The sequence below is a fragment of the Vibrio xiamenensis genome, from assembly GCF_900100015.1.
In the GTDB taxonomy this organism is placed as follows: domain Bacteria; phylum Pseudomonadota; class Gammaproteobacteria; order Enterobacterales; family Vibrionaceae; genus Vibrio; species Vibrio xiamenensis.
Window position 1 is genome coordinate 1 of record NZ_FNDD01000017.1, and the last position, 17,746, is coordinate 17,746.

Consider the following 17,746-nt stretch of genomic DNA (forward strand, 5'->3'; position numbering starts at 1 on the left):
CAAGACGGTCGAGCTTGTCTATCAAGAGTTATGGGGACTATTACTTGGTTATAACTTGGTGAGAAGAGAAGCCAGTCAAGCGGCAGTAGAACATGGTCGAATGCCCAATGAAATCAGCTTTAAGTACGCTTGTCAGTTCATCGCAAGTCAGCTAAAAGTGATGAGTAAAGCGGTGTCTCCGGGTAATACACCGAAACGTCTAAAAAGTCTGCGTGGAGATTTATCAATCCTATTTATAGACAAACGCCCTAAGCCTAATCGGCCTAGGGCGGTGAAAATATCAAAGACCCGATATCCTGTTAATCGCAAGGCAGCTCCGCTTAAGTGAACTACATTGCGCTTCATGCGGGCTTTTTTGTATTTTCGGCATACGAAAACTCGCTGAAACATGGCTAATATCAGGTAAAACGTTTGCGTAATCGCTAACCTTCTCCGTTGCGCACATTTCGCTTTTCAGCCCTTTATCATGTTGGTATATTGCGCGCGTTACTTAATTTAGACCATTCGAGGCAAGGAGCTTCCTCACTACTCTCACGATGAGAAGTTTGGTATCGCACAATCAGGTGCGGCAAATGATAGAGGGTCAAATTATGGACATGAATGTGGTTGAAATTATGGGTTATGCAGCATCGATTATGGTTGCAATCTCGCTAACAATGAAAGATATCAAAAAGTTACGCGTGATTAACTTTATCGGCTGTGCGTTGTTTGCCATTTACGGCACAATGATCGGTGCATGGCCTGTTGTGGTAACGAATGGATTTATCGCTTGCGTTAACGTCTACTTCCTGACCAAGATGAAGCAAGAAAAAAAAGCTGCCGAGCTACAAAACGCCGCATAATAGAAAGCCCTGATGTCAGTATCAGGGCTTTTTAATACTCTAATCCATAAAAGGATCAATCTTCGTCTCTGAATTCTGCCCAAGCTTGAGCACACTTGATTGCACGCTTCCAGCCTTGATAACGACGATTACGTTTCTCTTCGTCATGATGCGGCTCGAAAGTACGGTCGATTTCGGCTTTATTTTGTAACTCATCGAGACTATCCCAAAATCCAACCGCCATACCGGCGAGATACGCAGCGCCAAGCGCCGTGACTTCCGTCACTTTCGGGCGCAGCACTTGAGTATCTAAAACATCGGCTTGGAACTGCATCAAGAAATTATTGGCAACCGCTCCGCCATCAACGCGCAGTGTCGCGAGTTTGATTCCCGAATCCGCTTGCATCGCATCAATAACATCACGAGTTTGATAAGCGATACTTTCAAGCGTTGCACGAATAATATGGTTGGCATTCACACCGCGAGTCAAACCGACAATGGTGCCGCGCGCATACGCATCCCAATACGGCGCGCCAAGCCCGGTAAACGCAGGAACCACGTAGACACCGTTGGAGGTATCGACTTTAGTAGCAAAATACTCTGAGTCGTGTGCGTCCGCCAATAACTTCATTTCATCGCGCAGCCACTGAATCGAGGCGCCGCCCATGAACACCGAGCCTTCCAGTACGTAAGCCGGTTCTCCTTTGGGACCGCAGCCTATCGTCGTGACCAAACCATTACTCGACGTCACTTTCTCTTTACCGGTATTCATCAATAGAAAGCACCCAGTTCCGTAAGTATTTTTCGCCTGACCTGGGCTGACACATAACTGCCCATAGAGCGCTGCTTGTTGGTCGCCCGCAATGCCTGCGATTGGGATTCGTGTCCCGCCCTTACCACCGATATTGGTTTTGCCGTACACTTCTGAAGACTTACGGACTTCTGGCATCATCGACAGTGGAATATCCAACGCCTTAAGCATGGTTTCATCCCACTCTAAGGTATTGATATTGAAAAGCATCGTCCGAGATGCATTGGTGTAGTCGGTCACGTGGACACGGCCTTGAGTCATTTTCCAGACCAGCCATGTATCGACGGTGCCAAACAGCAGTTTCCCCTGCTCTGCCGCTTCACGCGCACCTTCAACGTTATCGAGGATCCATTTCACTTTGGTAGCAGAGAAGTATGGGTCAAGAACCAATCCGGTATTTTCACGGATATATTCTTCTAGCCCCTGCGCTTTAAGTTCTTCACAGATATCTGCGGTGCGGCGACATTGCCAAACGATGGCGTTGTATACTGGCTTACCGGTTTCTTTATCCCACACCACCGTCGTTTCACGCTGGTTAGTGATACCAATGGCAGCAACTTCATCACTTCGAATTCCCGCTTTACCAAGCGCTTCAACCAGAGTCGAACTTTGCGTGGCAAAAATTTCCATTGGGTCATGCTCAACCCACCCATCATCAGGGTAGATCTGCGTAAATTCACGTTGTGATACGCTGACAATGTTGGCGTCATGGTCAAGGACAACCGCTCTAGAACTGGTGGTTCCTTGGTCTAAGGCAACAATGTATTTTTGCTCTCCCATGATTGATTCCTTATCTTTCATCGTTAATTGAATTATGGCTTTTATTACTTATGTCTGTGCTTCTTACTTATATCTGTGCTTGCTGTTCTTGCTCTCTGTCATCGCATTGGTTAGGGATAGTGCATCCGGTACCCACACTCGGTAAATAGACAGAAATAAATCTTGGGTATGCCCAAGCGCCAAAACAGGCGCCACATATCGGAGCGACAATCGGCACGATAAAATACGGGATATCACGCGCGCCGCTCAACGCATAATCCCAGCCAGCCAAATAGGCAAACAGCTTAGGACCAAAATCACGCGCCGGATTCATCGCAAAGCCAGTCAAAGGACCAAGCGAACCGCCGATGACGGCGATCAAAAGCCCAATCAAAAGTGGATTCATCGCTCCACGCGGCGCACCGTTGTTTTCATCTCCCAGCGCCAAAATGGCAAACATCAATACTGCAGTGATAACAAACTCAACCGCAAATGCGCCGAAAAATGACAGAGCAGCATTAGGGTAAGTTGAGAAAATGCCGGCTGTTGCGAGCGCTTCTGGGCTGCTGCGTAAAAAATGGTGCGCGACTTCGTAGTCGGCAAAAAGTTGGCTATACAGTGCATACACCAGCGCCGCAGAACAAAACGCGCCCAGCATTTGTGCGACGATATAAGGAACGACTTTGGCTTTATCAAAACCATGAAATGCTGCCAGCGCAATGGTGACAGCTGGATTGATATGAGCACCGGAAACGCCGGCCGTGCAATAAATTGCGATGGCGACGCCAAGTCCCCACATGATACTCACTTCCCACTGGCCAAATTGCGCGCCAGTCAACACCAAGGCAGCTACACAGCCAACACCGAAGAAAATCAGTAATCCGGTTCCGATAAATTCAGCGATACATTCTCCAACCAACGAGGGGTTCATTTTACGAGTCATGTTCAAGGTCCTTTAATTTCACGTTGAATTATTATGCTTTGTTATGTTTCAAGCGAAATTCTCCACAAATTGTAAATAACGAAAACCAAAAATGAGCACAAATGAGCGTTCGAGCACATTTTGTTTATAAAATGTTTACCAATTTGTTAAATGAATCATTATTTACGTATTGTGTTATTAACATCATCGTCTTTGTTTACCAGATTATAAAACTTAACCCATTGAAAATTATTAATCAAAAAGCATGAGTTTAATTTGTTCGGCGTAATCTTTACTGTGATAATCGCATATCACACCTTAACGATATTACTTATGGTTGCGATGATTTCTCGCCTCAACCTTGCTTAGATCGCTCATTCGAATAAAAAACAACATTTTTGCTCATCGTCTGTAACACAATTAGACATGGTGACACTGTAACTATAACTGGGTAATAAAAAACAGCCTCACTGGGCTGCTTTTTATTTGTTCAGTCTTAAACCAGCTAAGACGCGTCAAGACACAAGGAATCATGCACTGCAAGCGCAGTAAGCAACTGACTCGGTGATGACCAGGCGTAAACTGCTTCATCCACTTCCGTCCCACAAGGCGCTGTCCACTTACGCTCTTTGATTCGCTCACCGTCGATGTGCTGATAAAACTCAACCGCCTGCTGGTTTTTAATTAACACCTCAAGATAGACACCTGCGTCACTAAAATAGTGCTCAAGCCATTTACCGATACCTTGCAACAGTGCCGTTGCAATTCCACGATGTTGATATTGAGGATCGACGTGCAGCGCATCTACCATGCTGCCACGTTCAAAATCATGATTACCGAACACACAGATAAATCCACACAGTTTGCCTTGGTCTTCCATCAACAAAATATGCTGGTTAAACGGTGGGTTGGTCAGGCGAGTTTGCCATATGGCGCGACGCTCGTTGAGGATCTCATCGTCGAGATAATCTTGCTTCAATATACCTTGGTAATACTTTTGCCAGCTTCGAGTATGCAACTGGGCGATGGCATCATAATCGTTATATTCGGCTACTTTTAATTCCATTCTTAGTTCCTTATTACTTCCTGTAAGGATTACTTGTTTATTCATACTATTCATTTGTTACGCAAAAGCCAAACAAACTTCGCATATTATTCACAGTTGCAATTGACTTAGTGAGCGGCGCTGATATTCTAGCGAACACTTGTAAGCTCAATTTAACTTTTTATGACTAATAACACCTGTAAAAGGCCACCTTTGATCTGGCAAAACGTGATTCTTTTTTTCACCCTTTTTGCTGTTAGCGTTTTTGTCATTCCTTGGTACGCCTATCAACACGGATTTACGCTTGCTCACTGGCTATGGTTTTTGATCGCGTTTAGCTTTTGCAACCTGTCGATCACCGCAGGTTATCACCGTTTGTGGTCGCACAAGAGTTATCAAGCCCACAAAGTGCTACGAGTTATCTTTGCAATCGGCGGCGCGTTCGCTTTGCAAAACAGCGCGCTGCACTGGAGCTCAGATCACCGTATTCACCACAAACATGTCGACCATGATGACAAAGACCCTTACTCCGCATCGCGCGGCTTTTGGTTTTCCCATATCGGTTGGATGCTTCGTAACTACAGCACGAAACGTTATGACGATTACAGTAATTGCCGTGATTTACAGAAAGATGCCATCGTGATGTGGCAGCACCGCTATTACTTACCCTTAGTGCTGGCCACCAACATCGGCATTCCGCTGATATTAGGCGTTATCTATCAAGACGTGGTTGGGATGTTACTTATCGTCGGCGTTCTGCGACTATTTTTAAGTCACCATTCGACGTTTTTTATCAACTCATTGGCACACATTTGGGGAACCCAGCCCTATACCACCAAAAATAGTGCGCGTGATAACGGCGTGCTCGCGGTCTTTACCTTTGGTGAGGGTTACCACAATTTCCATCATATTTTTGAAAACGACTATCGTAACGGCGTGCGTTGGTGGCAATACGACCCCACTAAATGGCTAATCAAAACTTGCGCTTGGCTCGGCCTGGCGGACAAACTGCGCAGCGTGTCTGATTTGCGTATTGAACTCGCACGCGCAAAAACCAAGTTGGCAATTGCGCAGCAGCGCCTCGAAACTGCGCCAAATGGTGTTGAAAGCAAAGCTCGGTTGACCGCAGAGTTTGAACGTTTGGCGCAAACACTTAACGATTATTACCATACCAAGACTCAATTGCTTGAAACCAAATACGATACCATGATGAAGCAGTACGAGCATTCGCTGATCAAACTTAAACTGGCGCAATTAAAACTCGAACTCAAACAGCGTCGCCGCCATTGGCACTTGCTGACGAAGCAATACGCTTAAACGTTTCTATTCGATAAAACAAAAGCCTCGCACCAAAATGCGAGGCTTTTTTCTGACGTTGTTTTTTTAATTTGGGAAGAATATTAGTCAACACAAGCGTTGAAGACTTTTAAGCACGTATGCTCGGTGGTTTGACGATACACCTCAATCACCGCGGCTGAAATTTCTGAACACAAAGCATAGAGTTCTTGCTGACGCGCAACGCTGAGTTTGAGATTTTCAGCTTTGGTGTGTTTCTCCAAACTCATCAGGCACGCTTCCAAGTTAGGATGATAACCTTTATACAGATAACTCACTTTCATAAGTTTGCTATAAAGCATTTTTGCGCGATTAACTAAAACTTCATCACGCGGCTCAACATGCATAGCAACAATCGCGAGGCGATACTGAGTCAATGCATCGACCGCACTCATAATACTTTGCCATTGATCGTTATATTCACCAGCCAGATCGAGTTTATTCGCTTGAGTCATCGCAGTGAGCATCTGCTCGTCAATTTGAAAAATCAGTTGGCGAATCACTTTCCCATGTACCACCAAACTTTTGGTTAAAGTCAGCTCACCGGTAGAATCAACCAAGTGCGTCATCTGATTTTGTAAGCTAATACGGTCGACTTTCTTTCCAATCACCCGGCTTTTTAAAATCTCTGCGGCGCAGTGATGCAGATGAGACTGCACATTAACCAGTTGTTTGCGATCATACGCTTCGCCGCTTAGCGCCGCATGAGTCAGTGCTCGATGCTGCCTAACGTACTCTATCGCTTGGGTAAGTAATGACACCGACACTTGATACTTCATAATGTCGTGCTTGCTACTGCTAAACAACATGGCCGATACATCGCCGACCAAATGATTAAATGAATGATAGTTAAATGCATCCATGACCCGTCTCCTTTTGAACTTAACTAAGCAACTTACAGCACATTATGTGCCATTTATTTAAGCCATTGATTTCATTTAAAACAGGTATTTGTAGCTCATAAAAAGCCCCAAATTATGTGACCTAGATGCACTTTTATGGGGACTAAAATGAAACATATTCGTAGTTTTGGTGCAAAAAAGTTGTTCATTTTTTGCACAACCAAAATTTAGCAACTACCTATGTCACATTTTATAAATGACAATTTACAAATATTTGAATTTCATCACTCAACGAATTCATTAATAAAGAAAAAGTCCAAACCAAAGTTGTGACCTCGGTTTGGACTTTGCAGTATGAAAAATGGTTAATCTCGGCATTTTCAGGGGTGTTCACTCGTACTAGGACAACCCATTGAGTGAGGAAAACGCCTCAACTGATCATTTTCACAAATCGATTTTTTACACTGACTAAGCCGCGATTATTCACTCACAGTAACAAACGAAGACGCGTCAACGCCATCTGGCAGTGCCAATGCCCCTTCTGTAGTATTGCTGACCACGATTTCGCTGCTGACGCTAAAGGTAATCGGCGTTACGTCTTCGACATCAGACGATGGCGCGACATAAACCTTGTAACTGCCTGGTTCGATAATCCACTGGTTGTTATCTTGATCAAAGCTCGCCAAGATGCTGGCTGGAACATTAAAGCTCAACGTTTCCGACGCGCCAGCAGCCAGTTCTGATGTTTTGGCGAAATCTTTCAACTCAATGGTTGGTTTTTTCAGTTTGACTTCTGGTGCGGAAATATAAAGCTCAGCGGCTTCTTTACCTGCAACACTGCCTGAGTTGGTAATGGTTGCAGAGAATGAAATGCTGCCGTCTGCACCGCTTGAAAGCGTATTGGCAGTAATGGTTGGCTGGCCATAATCAAAGGTGGTGTATGACAAACCATAACCAAATGGGTACGCGACGTCGACATCGAATGACGTGTAGTAACGGTAGCCCACATAAATGCCTTCATTTAAGTCGGTTTCATCAATCACGCCATCGTCGTTGTTGTCGATACCTTCGAAAGTCTCAGCTGAAGGGACATCATCATACGAATTTGGAATAGTTTGCGCCAGTTTACCACTTGGATTCACTTCACCAGACAACACATCCGCAATCGCATTACCGGCTTCTTGGCCGCCCATATAAGGCAGAACAATCGCATCGACCAAATCTTCCCACTCAGAGGTATCGATAATGCCCGCTACGTTGAGCACCACCACCACTTTTTTATCTTGAGCGTGGAACGCTTCAGCAACTTGAGTCAACATATCGAGCTCATTTTCGCTCAGCAAGTAATCCCCGCGCCCGCTATCGCGGTCTGCCGCTTCACCAGATTGGCGACCAAAGCTGATGATCGCAGCATCATCGTCCGTTGCTGCACTTTCTAGCAAGGTCGACAGCTCTTCGTTATCAGTCACCGCGGCTTCTTCACAAGTAATCACAGTATTGTAGAACACGGTTTCTTCGACTTGATTTTCTTCAAAGTAGGTTGCGTAATAACTTGCAAGCGCAGAGTCGACTTCAAATTGATCTTCTAAGCCATCAATAATATTAACCGTGTAGGCGGCATTCACATCACCACTGCCTGTCCCGCCTTTATAGGTATTGATTTGGTTAACACCGAAGGCAGCGACTTTTTTACCAGCGGTAATCGGCAGTGCTGAATCACTGTTTTTCAGCAAGATGGTACTTTCCGCAGCAGCTTGACGCGCAAGTTCAGCGTGAGTATCAAGGTCTGGGTCATCGGAATAGCTATACCCTTTATATGATGGCGTTTGTTGGACTTGAGTCAGAATATCGACCACGTTTTCATCCAACACATCATCGGTAAGCTCACCAGCATCATACGCGGTTTGAAGAGCATCAGAAGCATCACCGGGTTCAATTAGGTTGTTACCGGCGTTTTGTTGTTTAAGCGCTGAATCCTCATCGATTTCCACCGCTTCGTTCATTTGGTAAATATTGCCCGCATACCAGTCAGACATCACCAATCCATCAAAACCCCACTCGTCACGTAAAATACTGCGAAGCGCATCGTAACGCTGGTTTACGTAGGTACCATTGACTAAGTTATATGACGTCATGATCGCCATAGGTTCTGCTTCATCGGCAGCAATTTGGAAGCCGCGCAAGTAAATCTCGCGAAAAGTTCTTGGTTCACCAATATCATCGACATAATAACGGTTGGTTTCAGAAACGTTGCCGAAGAAGTGTTTGATGGTTGCCCCAACACCCTCGGACTGCATACCGGTCACCATCGCTCCCGCCATACGACCGCTAAGTAGCGGATCTTCGGAATAATATTCAAAGTTTCGACCGTTAAGCGGGTTACGTTGAATGTTCATCCCTGGCGCTAGAATAATGTCGACGCCATATTCAAGTGCTTCGTTACCTTGCCCCGCACCAACTTGTTCCACTAAGTCTTTATCCCAGCTCGACGCCAAGGTAGAACCAATCGGCCAGGCCGTAGCGTAATAGGTGCCATCATCGCCGTCGCGGGTTTCATCAATGCGCAGCCCTGCGGGGCCATCACTGAGTTTAGTGGCTGGAATTTGCAAAGAATCATTGCTCACACCATTGATATAACCAGCCACGCCCGAAACATCATTGGTCAAATTAATCACCGAATCGGAAGAACTGTAACCTGGGCCTGAAACCACCGAGATTTTGTCGCTGGTGCTCATCTTGGCAACCATCTGCTCGGCAAGCGTGCGATATGAAGTTTCGGTGGTGGTGGTATCTTGGTTGTCGTTGTCGTCGTTATCATCGTCATTACAACCGACGGCGAGCACCGCAACCGCTAAAGCCAACATAATAGGATTGAATTTAAAGCGTCTTTTATTCATGTCTTTTTCCTTAAAAGTATTACCCCTACTTTCACTCGCTATATTTCTGGCAGGTTAGAAATATGCGCGCCTAATTACTTTAAAGACAAAAATAAATAGCTTCTTACCTTTCGGTTGCGGGTTCTTTACCGACAGTTGCACAAATATATAACTGTGATTCACATCAACAATAAAACTTTAGAATGATATTTATCAGGAAAATGTCAGGAATATTTCGCCGTGAAGAAAATCACAATTCGACTTTTATTTAGTTAATAAAATAAATAAAAAACCAATAAAAATAATCATGAGTAACATATCAAATAAAGTGGTAAACAGTCTTTTTAAGACGCTATCAACGAATGGCAGTGATGTACAAAAACTGCAAGATATCTGCGGTATTTCTGAATATGAATTATCGAGAATTCAGGGACGTGTTTCGCGCCATAGTTATGCCAAACTAATGACGCACCTTTATCAACAACACAAATATTTTCTATTAACCGAATTAGTTAAAAACCCGCAACAAACACTAATTGCGTTTTATAGCACCTTTCCCGAACTAGTCAGTTACTGCTTGAACAGCACCACACCTCGTCAATTGATCATGCGCTATCTGGAATTTCGCTTTGTGGTAGGAAGTTGCGATCAAATTATCGTCACCAATAATGGTCTCGAAACTCGCTTGCGTTACACCGATGAATTTTTAAGCGATAAGACCAGTTATTCAGCGATGGCGAACTTTTTAAACTTATTATGTATGTTAAATACACTGCAACCTCATATAAAGGTCAATATTAAGTTAACGGGTAACCCACAAATTAATAAAGCAGTTTTAAACAGTGCATTTAATACTCACATAGAATGGAAGCATCAATACAATGACATGTATATAAGCAATAGTTATTTAGATACAGAGTTAAATTCCTTTAATGAAAATTTATTTAATCTGCAAAGAGAAGCGTTAGTGAGTATAGGGAAAGAGATCGAAACAAAAGGCAGTTTCTCATTTATTATTGAAGATCAAATCAGGGCAAAAATCGAGCAAAATAATTTAGACAGTGATACCAACTTATTAAATGAAGTGTGTGAAGGACTAAATATCAGCCGTTGGACTTTATATAGAAAGTTAACTCATGAGCAAACATCTTTTTCTGCTTTGCTAAAGAAAGTCCGTTTGGAAATGTCGCTGCATTTACTGCTCGATTCAAAACGCAGCGTGCAGGAAATCAGCGACCTGACCGGATTTGGCTCATCCAGCGCGTTCTCACGATTTTTCTATTCTAACATGGGCGTAGCGCCGCTCTATTATCGTAAAGAGCGAACGCAATAATAGTTAACATGGGCGCGCTTGGTTTTCTTTAAGCCCGCACAATACGGTAAAATTTGACGCTGTCTGATAGGTCACCGCTTGGTTTGCCGCCTCTGCGACTGACTTAGTGCTGTTCCAACCATACTCTGCAAGTGCCAAACAATAATTCGGCGCACTGTCTTTTTGACAGAGTTGCACAGCGCGAGAAAACGCCAAACGGTCAATCTGGCACACTTGATTTTGATTGCACACGGTTTCTGGTGATGAAGAGCTGGCAAAATCATGCCAACCGGATGTGGCATATGCACTAAAGGTTACTGAAAGGCTTACTATAAATGAACTGAACATCGCTAAGCGCATATTATTCTCGCAATAAAGTTATTGATGAGAATAGCAATAAGCCAATTCACGCGTTCGCTATACGTTGGCTGGCCAGTTTCTCCCTCAATCTCTCAAACTGAAAACGCGATTTGCGAGTTTGATTCCAGCTGACGATTAATAAATAACATGGCAGAGTTAGGATTTTCCAGCGATAAAGTGCTCCATGGCTTTTACGGTTTGTTCGCTGCAATGATGTTCGATGCCTTCAGTATCGGCGCGCGCTACCCGCTCGGGAACACCAAGTTTAATCAAAGTCTGGTACACCACTTGATGACGATGGGCGACCTTATGCGCCAAATCTTGCCCCGCTTGAGTGAGAAAAATGCCACGATACGGCTTAGATTCAACGTAGCCTTCGTTTCTTAACCGAGTAATAAACTTCGACACCGCCGCCGCGCTAACACCAAAACGTTTCGCAAGATCGGCACTTCGAACCTCACCGATGGTCTGGTATAGGTCGGCAATTTCTTCGACATAATCTTCGATCAGTTCAAACTGATGATCTTCTTTCACCTTGCTGAAGTATTGGCTTTGATTGGTTTTTGGCATAACAACTCGGCTAAATAAAACGCATCTAAAATAAACTATAAAACAAAACGTAGAAGTTCAACCCTATGATTAAACTACAAATAAGCACACCAATCGCGGTCACCCAGCGCTTATTCACAAACGATCCCATGATGCTCTTATTGGCGGTAAACCACAACAACGGCACCAGTGCAAACGGAATACCAAAGCTCAGTACCACCTGGCTTGCCACCAGCGCTTTTTGCTCAGAAATACCCATCATAATCACAGCCAGCGCGGGAACCATGGTAATCAATCGGCGCAGTCCAATCGGAATCGTAAAGCGCACAAACCCTTGCATTAGCACTTGACCGGACATGGTTCCCACAATCGATGACGACAACCCAGCCAGCAACAAAGCGAAACCAAAAATATAGCTCGCCATTTCACCGCCCAACAGTGGCGATAGCAATTTGTAGCTTTCACTGATGGTCGCGACATCTTGGTGGCCGCTGCGGTGAAACGTCGATGCCGCCAGCGCAAGTAGCGCCATGTTAACCAGTCCAGCCAGCGCCATACCAAACACCACATCAAGGCGATAAAACTTAGCAAGTGTGCGTTTGCCATTTTCATCATCGGCTTTAAGGCGATTTTGCGACAGTGCAGAGTGCAAATAGATAACGTGAGGCATGATGGTGGCACCTAGAATACCTGCGGCCAAATACACCGCATAGTCATCAGGAAACATAGGAATCACCAGACCTTTAAGTAGCTCTCCGGTATCGGGTTGGCTAAGAATGAGTTCCAATCCGAATCCAAGGGCTATCGCCATGATCATCGCGCCAATCACCACTTCCATGATGCGAAAACCAAATTTTTGCAGGTGCAACGCCGCGTAGGTAACAATCCCGGTTAACAGCGCGCCATATACCATAGGAATGTCAAACAGCAGATAAAACGCCAATGCGGCGCCAAGAAACTCGGCTAAATCGGTCGCAATCGCAACCAACTCAGCTTGAATCCAATAAAACCACACCACAGGTTTGGGAAAACGTTCGCGAATCACTTCGGCCAAATTTTTGCCAGTCACCAAACCAAGACGCGCAGACAACCCTTGAATAAGCATCGCCATCAAGTTCGCCGCCAGCACCACCCACAGCAATGTGTAGCCGTAGCGCGCCCCAGCTTCTATGTTGGTCGCGAAGTTGCCTGGGTCGACATACGCAACCGCAGCAATCAATGCCGGACCAAACATTGCCAGCCAGCCAAAGCCTTTGCTACGACCTTTTAAAACCGTATCTGCTTGATATTGTACTGAATTGTTGGATAGCGATTGCAGCATAGTTTCCTCACCTTACAAAAGTTAACCCCGGTTAACACTGTTATCTTGGGTTAATTGGGTGGTTAAAAACCAATCGCTTATACCGATTTCTGTTATTGACTCTGCCTATCAATCGATTTGATGCGTGACTTAATGTGAATGCCTCACCCCGCTTATACACGGCTAAGCGGGAGAAATATATGTGAGCAAGTTATGATCGAGAGCATAATTGATTGGCCATCCAGAAAACGTTTACTGTGCTTGAAAACTGTATAGCCAAATGATGCCGCTACACACCACAAACATCGTTAGAATATAACGCCAGTTCAGCGCTAGGAGGGTTTTCGCCGCGATATCATAGCGCGATTGAATACTCAGTTGAATCCCAGAGAATGGCGATAACGTGATACCTAGTGACCAGCCCATCAGTAAAGTCAAACCAAGTAAGTTAGGATCGGAAACCGAAGGCGATAACACGCTTCCAGCCAGCACCACACTCGTCACCGGGTGCATACCGGTCATCGCCAGCACCACCAAAATCATCACAGTGACACAGGCTTCAAACGCGCCAAAATGTTCGGGCGCAAGATGAATATTGAGCGAAGTGAGTAGCGCCGCCACACCGGAGGCGAGTAACGCCGCTGCCGAAAACAGCACCACTTCCCCGCGCGAACTGGCAATACCCGACTCAATATGTAAGCGAATTTTCTTGATGCCGATGCGACCTTGTTTAAGTGGCATCCACAAAAAGATAAAACCGATCGCGATTAAGCTTACCAGCGACAACACGCTGATCGACGGTAGATACGCGTGGGACAGCATCACGATCGCCGCCAACAAACATGGCATCCACAACGAACGCGCAGTAATTGGATAGCCATACATTTGGGCAGCATCAAAGCGACGTAGAATTTGCCAGCCGCTCAATCCAAGCGCCGCGAGGCTGGCTGGAATGCCATAGAGTACTAACGTCGAAAGGTGCGCCCCTGGTGCGCTGACTAAAGTCAGACCCATCGCAGCAAAAAACGGAGACCACAAGGCGCAGATGGAAAACGCGCGCAGTAATAACAGGCCTTGGGTATTGGAAAGCTTAGACTTCGCTGCGAGCTTATCGCCGACGATCACCACCGACGACATATTCAGCACCGCGCCGAACAAATGGGCGCCAAACAGGGTTCTTAATAACGCCCGTTTACCTTGTGGCAGCGCTTCGTTGTCCCGCATCTCATCGACCGCAAACAGGCGTAAAAAGCCTACCGCCACCAGCATAAAGACCACCACTTGGTTGGCTTCCAGCGCTTTTAGCCAAAATTTGGCACCAATGCCATTAAACGCGCCATAAATCAGGCCCGCACTCCCCACTACAAGCAAAATGATAATCTGTTTCTTTTGCGCAGAACGCACATAAGGGAAGAAAAGAAATGAGGCGCACCAAATAGGAATGCCGGCAATATAACCCGGCAGTAAACCGGTAAAGCCTGCACATAACGACAAAATCAAACCAGCCATCAGCAGCCAGCCGCTTAACGCAACGAGTTTAGGACTCATATTCACCACTTAGACATCAAGAGTCGCAACTCTGAATGAGGACAAGGAAGGTAGAGATTTATAAAAACTAACCAAAGCATGATAGCGATGAATAAAGCGCCAATGCAAGCGCTTAGGTGGTGCTATTTTCGTAGGCAGGTTTGAAAATATGAGACCTGATTGCTGGCCAATTGATAGACCATCGCTGGTTTGCCACCTTTTCCTTTACACGACGCGGCCATCTTATTGGCACTGACGATAACGCCCGTTTCAATCAAACGCCGCTTGATGGTCATGCGGTTCACATCGACGCCAAATTTTGCGTACGCATCAATAATGTCGGCAACCAGAAATTCTTTATCCAGCGAGAACAGCACCACCGAAGTATACTCCACCGCCGCGCGCAATTTTTTCCATGCGTGATTCACCTGAGCAACATGGTCAAAGGCCAAATCCAGTTCACCGTTTAAAATGGTTTCTAAATCAAACCAGTCGGCTCGATCTGCGCCCATTCCGGCATTGGAAATTTGGGTGATGTTGGATGGATTGAGCAACGCATAATGGGAGATGCTCACGCTCCAACCGTCGGGATCGCGTTTAGGATTACCGTCGACAAGTGGGTCACTAATATAATTAGGATACGTGTGAATTTTTTCACGGCAGATACGCCGACGCGCGGAATCAAAGTCATCATCGGCAGGTTCGCCACCTTCCGCTGATAAATCTTCGTCATACACTAACCCACCCGGGAGCGCCCATTTGCCGCAATCAGGTCTGAGTGGATTGGTACGTTTGATGAGCAGCGTTTTGATCCCTTGTTGGTCGAGACGTAAACAGACGAGATCAATAGTGACTATCATAAATGATTCCTTGACAAGTAACTCGGCTATTCTAGGTGGCTGTGATCATATGGTCAAATGTAATTCACAATTTGTTATTAACCATTCATCTCACTAACAATTTTCCCCTTGTGGCTTAATGCCGTTGATATCCTTCGATTAAATGCTTACCTGTCTGATTATCGTGACAGCTTTCAGCTATGATCAAAATCACACTTGTTGACAAATTGTGCGCTGTGAATTACTTTTACCGAAAAGTTAGGAACAAAATGTTACTAATCTAGTTATCGTGAAATTGAAGGAAAGCCTTATGAGCGCCACTCTCTTTTCTCCTAGCATTATTCGCAGCCTACTCGATTTAGACGCCTACAAAATCACCATGATGCAAGCGATTCATTCGCTCTACCCTGATGTTCAAGTCCGTTATGAGTTGATTGTGCGCAGTGACGAAGACGTCAGCGCTCTGCTCGATGAAGTGCGTAGCGCGGTAATGCAGCTCTCTTCGCTGCGTTTTTCCGATGCGGATATTTTGTATTTGGAGAAAGCGTCCCCTTATCTAAAACCTTCTTTTCTTCAATCTTTGCGCTACTTCCACTTCCAGCCGGAACATCAAGTGGAGTTTGGCGTCATTAAGCAAGATAACCAGTCCCAGCTACGAATTGGCATTCAAGGTACTTGGCGCGATACCATTTTGTATGAAACCATCGTGATGGCGATTTTGTCTGAAGTACGCAGTCGTAACAGTTGGAGCCAAGTGCCAAGTGGCTTGCCCATCGAAGTACTGGACGCCAAAGTCGCTAAGCTTAAACAGCAAATTAAACAGCGCGGTATCACCAATTTCTCTTTGACTGAGATGGGCACCAGACGCCGTTTTTCAAGTCAAGTGCAGCGCGATGTTATCGCCTACCTCAGTCAGAAAATGCCTGAATTGCTGCTGGGCACCAGCAACTATCACTTTGCGCGCGAGTTTAACTTAAGGCCGATTGGCACCATTGCCCATGAATGGTTTATGGCTCATCAGGCACTGGTCAATATCGGCGATTTCCAAAAAGTTGCGCTCGAGCAATGGCTGCGCGTATTTGACGGTCAGCTTTCAATCGCACCGACCGATACCTTAACCATTGATGCGTTTATCAATGACTTTAACACCCATCTTGCCAAAGCCTTTGACGGTATTCGCCACGACTCAGGTGACCCGTACCGCTGGGGCGATCGTATGATTGCTCATTATGAGCGTTTGGGCATCGATCCTAAGAACAAGATGTTTATCTTCTCTGATGGACTGAATTTCGATGAAGCGTTGAATCTGTGTGAATACTTCGCTGGACGCGTCAAAGTGTCGTTTGGTATCGGGACTTTCCTCACCAACGATCTTGACGGCTGGCAAAACGATGAAGGCATCGCCTACAAACCGTTATCTATCGTGATCAAATTGACCGAGTGTAACGGCAGACCAGTGGCAAAAATCAGTGACGAACCGGAAAAAGCAATGTGTGAAGACCCGATCTTCCTTGCCAATCTGAAACGCCGCTTTGATATCGAGTTAGACGTCGACCGCCTGATTCAAGAGCTCGAGAAACAGAAAAGTCAAAAACGCCAATACATCGCCGCAGCATAACCTGAGCGCATTATGCGTTAGCGAGACGCCGCCAACAAGCTGCAACCAAAACCAATAAATATTCCGCCAGTGATTTGATGAAATCGCTGGCTTATTTTTGGCCGTTTAAGCAACTCTTTAAGTTGCCCTGCTAACCACGCATAGCCAATCAGCGCCGAACACGAGCAGCAAGCAAAAGTGCCCGCGAGCAATACAAACTGCGCGGCGATCGGTTGGTCTAAATGCAAAAATTGTGGAAACAGTGCGCTATAAAACACGATGGCTTTAGGATTGCTGATACCCACGAAAAAAGCCTCCGCAAATAAATGCTTCGCCTTCGCCACACCTTGGCGCTGTATTCTTCCATCCTCAGTAATGGCATCCATTTGCTCGGATTGAATTTCTAGACTCCACTGGGCCTGGCGACTTTGCCGCCAAGCTTTGATACCTAAATAGATAAGGTAGGCTCCACCGACGATTTTAAGCAGCGTAAAACCGAGCTTTGATGCTTGAAGTAACGCGCCAAGCCCAGCGGCAGAAAGCGCCGCCATGCACAGCATTGCGCTGACATTGCCAGCAATGCCATAAAACGCAGCGTTAACGCCAAAACGCGCCGAGTTACTCACCGTTAGTAACACCGCAGGCCCTGGGCTTAGCACCGCCGCCAAACTTAATAACACAAAGATACTGTAATCCATCACCGCTCCTTTTGTTCGTTAGAAATCAAGTTCGTTAGAAATCAAGGTTGTTAGAAATTAAAACCGCTAAACGATTGCATACGGCGAGTAACGCAAAAAAACCGGCCTGATAGTCAGACCGGCCAATTGGCGTTCAACACACATTCACTGATT

15 protein-coding genes and 1 pseudogene are annotated in these 17,746 nt (G+C 45.6%); 5 read left to right on the forward strand and 11 right to left on the reverse strand.

Annotated features, from left to right (window positions below; genetic code table 11):
- Both BLS03_RS14180 and BLS03_RS14185 read left to right on the forward strand, forming a co-directional pair.
- Positions 1-328, forward strand: a pseudogene (locus tag BLS03_RS14180) (IS4 family transposase); the annotation flags it as partial.
- 262 nt (positions 329-590) lie between these two features.
- A complete protein-coding gene (locus BLS03_RS14185) occupies positions 591-842 on the forward strand; it encodes a YgjV family protein (protein ID WP_093275183.1) in 252 nt (83 codons plus the stop codon).
- 55 nt (positions 843-897) lie between these two features.
- Here the strand turns inward: BLS03_RS14185 and glpK are convergent, their stop codons facing one another.
- The 3 genes from glpK to BLS03_RS14200 all read right to left on the reverse strand — a co-directional run bounded on the left by glpK (position 898) and on the right by BLS03_RS14200 (position 4,379).
- Positions 898-2,412, reverse strand: coding sequence for a glycerol kinase GlpK (gene glpK / locus BLS03_RS14190; protein WP_093275184.1), 1,515 nt, complete (start codon positions 2,410-2,412; stop codon positions 898-900).
- 67 nt (positions 2,413-2,479) lie between these two features.
- The gene (locus tag BLS03_RS14195) at positions 2,480-3,334 is read right to left on the reverse strand and encodes an MIP/aquaporin family protein (RefSeq protein ID WP_093275186.1); all 855 of its coding nucleotides are present in this window, start codon (positions 3,332-3,334) and stop codon (positions 2,480-2,482) included.
- Positions 3,335-3,818: 484 nt separating this feature from the next.
- Positions 3,819-4,379 (reverse strand): GNAT family N-acetyltransferase, encoded by a 561-nt coding sequence (locus tag BLS03_RS14200; RefSeq protein ID WP_093275189.1) that lies wholly within the window; start codon positions 4,377-4,379, stop codon positions 3,819-3,821.
- A gap of 162 nt (positions 4,380-4,541) precedes the next feature.
- On the opposite strand from BLS03_RS14200, the gene BLS03_RS14205 reads away from it, so the two are divergent.
- Complete coding sequence (locus BLS03_RS14205; protein ID WP_093275192.1) at positions 4,542-5,675, forward strand: acyl-CoA desaturase; 1,134 nt, start codon at positions 4,542-4,544, stop codon at positions 5,673-5,675.
- Positions 5,676-5,758: 83 nt separating this feature from the next.
- Here BLS03_RS14205 and BLS03_RS14210 read toward each other — a convergent pair whose 3' ends face one another.
- Both BLS03_RS14210 and BLS03_RS14215 read right to left on the reverse strand, forming a co-directional pair.
- Entirely contained in the window at positions 5,759-6,556 is a 798-nt protein-coding gene (locus tag BLS03_RS14210) for a hypothetical protein (protein ID WP_093275195.1), read from the reverse strand.
- Positions 6,557-7,014: 458 nt separating this feature from the next.
- On the reverse strand, positions 7,015-9,432 hold the full coding sequence (locus BLS03_RS14215; RefSeq protein WP_093275198.1) for a beta-glucosidase family protein: 2,418 nt from the start codon (positions 9,430-9,432) through the stop codon (positions 7,015-7,017).
- Positions 9,433-9,718: 286 nt separating this feature from the next.
- Between BLS03_RS14215 and BLS03_RS14220 the strand changes: the two genes are divergently transcribed.
- Entirely contained in the window at positions 9,719-10,744 is a 1,026-nt protein-coding gene (locus tag BLS03_RS14220; protein WP_093275202.1) for a helix-turn-helix domain-containing protein, read from the forward strand.
- A 3-nt stretch (positions 10,745-10,747) separates the two neighbouring features.
- Here the strand turns inward: BLS03_RS14220 and BLS03_RS14225 are convergent, their stop codons facing one another.
- The 5 genes from BLS03_RS14225 to BLS03_RS14245 form a co-directional block, all read right to left on the reverse strand.
- Positions 10,748-11,071 carry a hypothetical protein gene (locus BLS03_RS14225; RefSeq protein ID WP_143015636.1) on the reverse strand — a complete coding sequence of 108 codons (324 nt, stop codon included), beginning with the start codon at positions 11,069-11,071 and terminating at the stop codon, positions 10,748-10,750.
- Positions 11,072-11,239: 168 nt separating this feature from the next.
- Positions 11,240-11,653 (reverse strand): manganese-binding transcriptional regulator MntR, encoded by a 414-nt coding sequence (mntR, locus tag BLS03_RS14230; protein ID WP_093275207.1) that lies wholly within the window; start codon positions 11,651-11,653, stop codon positions 11,240-11,242.
- Between the two features lie 25 nt (positions 11,654-11,678).
- Complete coding sequence (locus BLS03_RS14235) at positions 11,679-12,953, reverse strand: Nramp family divalent metal transporter (protein ID WP_093275210.1); 1,275 nt, start codon at positions 12,951-12,953, stop codon at positions 11,679-11,681.
- Between the two features lie 231 nt (positions 12,954-13,184).
- The gene (locus BLS03_RS14240; protein ID WP_093275213.1) at positions 13,185-14,480 is read right to left on the reverse strand and encodes a hypothetical protein; all 1,296 of its coding nucleotides are present in this window, start codon (positions 14,478-14,480) and stop codon (positions 13,185-13,187) included.
- 122 nt (positions 14,481-14,602) lie between these two features.
- Entirely contained in the window at positions 14,603-15,319 is a 717-nt protein-coding gene (locus BLS03_RS14245) for an NUDIX hydrolase (protein ID WP_093275216.1), read from the reverse strand.
- Positions 15,320-15,608: 289 nt separating this feature from the next.
- Between BLS03_RS14245 and pncB the strand changes: the two genes are divergently transcribed.
- Positions 15,609-16,916: a nicotinate phosphoribosyltransferase gene (gene pncB / locus BLS03_RS14250; protein ID WP_093275218.1), complete on the forward strand. Its 1,308-nt coding sequence runs from the start codon at positions 15,609-15,611 to the stop codon at positions 16,914-16,916.
- A gap of 17 nt (positions 16,917-16,933) precedes the next feature.
- On the opposite strand, the gene BLS03_RS14255 is transcribed toward pncB, so the two are convergent.
- Entirely contained in the window at positions 16,934-17,593 is a 660-nt protein-coding gene (locus BLS03_RS14255; protein WP_093275221.1) for a LysE family translocator, read from the reverse strand.
- Between the last annotated feature and the right edge of the window lie 153 nt (positions 17,594-17,746).